Origin of the sequence: Caballeronia choica (genome assembly GCF_001544535.1) — a bacterium.
In the GTDB taxonomy this organism is placed as follows: Bacteria; Pseudomonadota; Gammaproteobacteria; order Burkholderiales; family Burkholderiaceae; genus Caballeronia; species Caballeronia choica.
Genome location: NZ_FCON02000312.1, coordinates 1 through 4,276, shown reverse-complemented (window position 1 = coordinate 4,276; position 4,276 = coordinate 1). Strand labels below are relative to the sequence as shown.

Annotated in this window: 3 protein-coding genes; 1 reads left to right on the top strand and 2 read right to left on the bottom strand. The window is 63.0% G+C overall.

The genetic code is table 11. The features are described 5' to 3' along the window. Positions 1 to 187 precede the first annotated feature (187 nt). Together AWB68_RS43010 and AWB68_RS43005 are read right to left on the bottom strand one after the other, a co-directional pair. Complete coding sequence (locus tag AWB68_RS43010; RefSeq protein WP_087650196.1) at positions 188 to 847, bottom strand: hypothetical protein; 660 nt, start codon at positions 845 to 847, stop codon at positions 188 to 190. A 262-nt stretch (positions 848 to 1,109) separates the two neighbouring features. Beyond that, entirely contained in the window at positions 1,110 to 2,405 is a 1,296-nt protein-coding gene (locus AWB68_RS43005; protein WP_087650195.1) for an MFS family transporter, read from the bottom strand. A gap of 251 nt (positions 2,406 to 2,656) precedes the next feature. On the opposite strand from AWB68_RS43005, the gene AWB68_RS43000 reads away from it, so the two are divergent. Continuing rightward, positions 2,657 to 3,679, top strand: a complete 1,023-nt coding sequence (locus AWB68_RS43000) for a DUF2891 domain-containing protein (RefSeq protein ID WP_087650194.1) — start codon at positions 2,657 to 2,659, stop codon at positions 3,677 to 3,679. Positions 3,680 to 4,276 lie beyond the last annotated feature (597 nt).

The following is a 4,276-nucleotide window of genomic DNA, read 5'->3' as shown; positions in this document are numbered from 1 at the left end:
TCGCGCTTGACCTTTAATACAGTTGCTTTCTTTGCAGCAGCAAAGAAAGTGAGTCCCGCCCCGGACAGGGGCAGAGCTAATAAACCAAAATCAAAACAAGTTCCACAGAAGCCTGAGCGCATCAAACGGTGTAAACAACCCAACCCCAACCCCAACCCAACCCCAACCCAAACCCAAGCGCCAGCGATCACCCCTCATCGGTATTGGAAAGCAGCGTCGCAAGCTTCTCCACGTGCTGCAACAGCAGTTTCTTGTGCTTGTCGATCTGTTCGAGACGCCCCGACAAGTCGGCCTTCACGGCATCGCTCAGCTTGTCCGACGCGAGCAGTTCCTCCGCCTTCGGCGTCATGCCGTCGAGTTGCAGCAGCGCCAGTTGCCGCTCCAGGCGGCGCAAATCCTGCACCAGCAGTTCGCGGTTACGCCTGAAAAGCAAATCCCGTCGATGTGTCTCCGCCTGCTGAAGCGCCTGGTCGGCGATGCGGCGAGTCGCTTCGGTCTGTGAAAGGAGCGGCTCCGGCCCGCGCAATACAGGCCGCTTCGGCGCCGGGTGCGCCGTGCCGCGAAACACCGCGACGGGCGTTTCCTCGTCCATTGCGCGCTGGGCCTCGGCGGGAATGTCGGCCGCGCCGCGGCGCTCGTCCATCCAGTGCGCGGGGAGGCCCGTCACCGTCTCCACGCCGCGCACGAACTCCTCGCTGAAGGCGCGCCGCCCCGCCACGATCAGCTTCATGTGCGACGGCGAAAACGTCATCATCCGCGCCAGCCGCGACGCGCCGCCCGGCGACCCGGTCAGCACGCTCAGGTTGGCTTGCCATACGTGATACAGCGATTCGTCGAAGTCTTCCATGGGCTAGTCTCCAAGCAGACGGACGCGCTCGAGTGTTTCATTCGCTTCGTACGTTGATGCTGCGTACGCCCACTCGTGTCCAGTTCAGGCCCGCGCGCCGAATGCGGGCTGTTCACCTCAATCTTACCGTCATCGCGGATTCAGGCGCTCACGATGATGCGCCGATGATCCGCTTTTCGCGCGCCAACAACAACGTCGGCCATAAACAAAAACGCACGGCGCCAAAACCGTGCGTTTTCGTGCAGCCGATTCACCGGCACACTCAAGGTTCGTTGCGCAAATATCCTTCCTTGCTCGGATCGCGCATGCGGAAAGAAACGATCAGCGAAATCGCGCACATCACGGTGACGTACCAATAGAACGTCGATTCGCTGCCGATCGATTTCATGTACAGCGCGACGTATTCCGCCGAGCCGCCGAACACCGCATTGGCGACCGCATACGACAGGCCGACGCCAAGCGCACGCACTTCCGGCGGGAACATCTCGGCCTTGATCAAACCGCTGATCGACGTATAGAAGCTCACGATCGCCAGCGCGGCGACCACCAGCACGAAAGCGGTGACTGGGCTCGTCACGTCTTTCAGCGCATGCAGCAGCGGCACCGTGCAGATCGTGGCAAGCGTGCCGAAGCAGAGCATCGCGTTGCGCCGGCCGATGCGGTCCGAGAGCGCGCCGAACAGCGGCTGCATGATCATGTAGACGAAAAGTGCCGCCGTCATCACGTTGCTGGCCGTCTTGGCGGGCATGCCGGCCGTGTTCACGAGGTACTTCTGCATGTAGGTCGTGAACGTGTAGAAGATCAGCGAGCCGCCCGCCGTGAAGCCGACCACCGTCAGGAACGCGCGCTTGTGCAGCATCAGGCCGCGCAACGTGCCGGCTTCCTTGAGCCTCCGCGTTTCGGCGGTGGTGGTTTCGTCGAGCGATTTACGCAGGTAGAGCGAGACCAGCGCCGCGCACGCGCCGATGAAGAACGGCACGCGCCAGCCCCACGCCTTCAGTTCCTCGGTCGAGAGGAACAGTTGCAGCACGACCAGCACGAGCAGCGCGGCAAGCTGTCCGCCGATCAGCGTCACGTACTGAAACGACGCGAAGAAGCCGCGCCGGCCCTTCAGCGCAACTTCACTCATGTAGGTCGCGCTCGTGCCGTATTCGCCGCCGACCGACAAGCCCTGGAACAGCCGCGCGAGCAGCAGCAGGATCGGCGCCCATGCGCCGATCGTCGCGTAGGTCGGCAGGAAGCAGATCACGAGCGAGCCGCCGCACATCATCAGCACCGAGATCATCATCGCGTTGCGGCGGCCGTGCTTGTCGGCGATGCGGCCGAAGAGCCAGCCGCCGATCGGGCGCATCAGGAAGCCCGCCGCGAACACGCCGGCGGTGTTGAGCAACTGCGTCGTGGGATTGCCGCTCGGGAAGAACGCGGCCGAGAAGTACAGCGCGAGGAACGAGTAGATATAGAAGTCGAACCACTCGACGAGATTCCCCGACGAGGCGCCGACGATCGCGAAGATGCGCCGCCGGGTGTCGGCTGCCTGTGAAACGGTAAGGTCGGTCATGTTGTTGTCATTCCTTGTTGCTTGATGGAATAGCGGCGGGCGGGCCGCTCTCGAAACCGGTTCGTCGACGTCGACGGGTGAAGCCGGGTCGCGCGCTCTGCTGGCGTTGGGGCGGAAGTTTATACGACGATCGGCGCGAAAGCGCAGTCGTGCGATGCCTAAGTAGTTACCCCTATCGAGCATTTATCGATAAAGTGTCGAGTCGAAAATCCGCGCAAGCTGACACCATTCATTCGAACCACGAGGCGCCCATGAACACCCCATCAGCCATTGAACTGGACGAAGCGCTCGCGTCGAAATTCGCACGCGTCGCACTCGGACACCTCACGCGGGAGTATCCGAACAAGCTCGATCACGTGGTGGCGAGCGCCGCCGACGTCCAGAGTCCGCGCGCGCTGCATCCGGTCTTTTATGGCAGCTATGACTGGCATTCGTGCGTGCATGGGTACTGGCTGCTCGCGCGTCTCTGCGATCGATTCCCGCGCTTGCCCGAAGCGCCGTCGATCCGCGCGCTCTTCGACGAGCACGTGACCGAGGCCAATGTGGCCGCGGAAGTCGCTTATCTGGAGCGCCCCGCCGCGCGCGGCTTCGAGCGGCCGTATGGCTGGGCGTGGCTGCTCGCGCTCGCCGGCCAGCTCCATTCGATGCGCACGGACGAAGCCGCGCGCTGGGCCAACACGATGCAGCCGCTCGCCGACGCCTTCGTCGCACGCTTCACCGAATTCCTGCCGAAGTCGACCTATCCGCTGCGGGTCGGGACGCACTTCAACATGGCGTTCGCGCTGTCGCTGGCGATCGGTTACGCGCGGCAAACGCGCGATACGAGGTTCGAAACGCTGATCGCCGATACGGCGAAGCGCTGGTATCTGCATGACGAAGCGTGTCAGGCGTGGGAGCCGGCCGGCGACGAGTTTCTTTCGCCGTCGCTGATGGAGGCCGAGTTGATGCGCCGCGTGTTGCCAGCGGGCGAGTTCACCGGCTGGTTCGATCGCTTCCTGCCGAAGCTCGCGGCGCGCGAGCCCGCGACGCTGTTCGTGCCCGCCACCGTCATCGATCGCAGCGACGGCAAGCTCGCCCATCTCGACGGCCTGAACCTGAGCCGCGCGTGGTGCCAGCGGTCGATCGCGCGGGCGCTGCCGGCGGGCGATGCGCGGGCCGCCCTGCTCGAAGCCGCCGCCGACGAGCATCTGGCGTCGGGCATCGCGCACGTCGCGGGCGACTACATGGGCGAGCACTGGCTCGCGACCTTCGCGCTGCTGGCGCTGGAGGCGTGACGGCTAGCCGCCCTTCACGCCCTGCGTGTTTGCGCACGACGTACGCACGACGAGAAAACGAAGCCGACCGGCGTTACGGGTCGGCGATGGTCATGCATCCGTGGCTTGCGGCGCGGCGGTCAGACATCGAAGGGGATTGGGCGGCAATCGGCCATATTGAGACACCCGACACCGCCGCCCAAGTCGTCGTTGACAATTCGCGGAGAATGCCCAATACCTCGCAGCATCCGATACATAAATATTGCCGACTCGCTGTACTTGCCCACCCCGTCGCGTTCCCCTCGCGTCGCCGCGCGTCGTTTTGTCAGGAAGTTACCAATGTAGTCCCGGAACAACATTGCAGCAGTTGAACGATAGGCCAGAATTCCGATGCCGGTGCTAAACTGCCCGACAAATTAATGGCGCTTCGCACAAGAATTAGGAGAAAACGTGGAAGGTCAGACGCATTTGATTACACACAACTCGTGTCGGGTGCGGTCGCTGCGCGGGAAAATCGTTTACGTTCAATGACATACCGGATGGGGTTGTAAACTTTCGCGGGCTGTCGTTTACTCTCGCATTTTGGTCGGCACATGAAGCGAGCGTCAACGAGCTGGG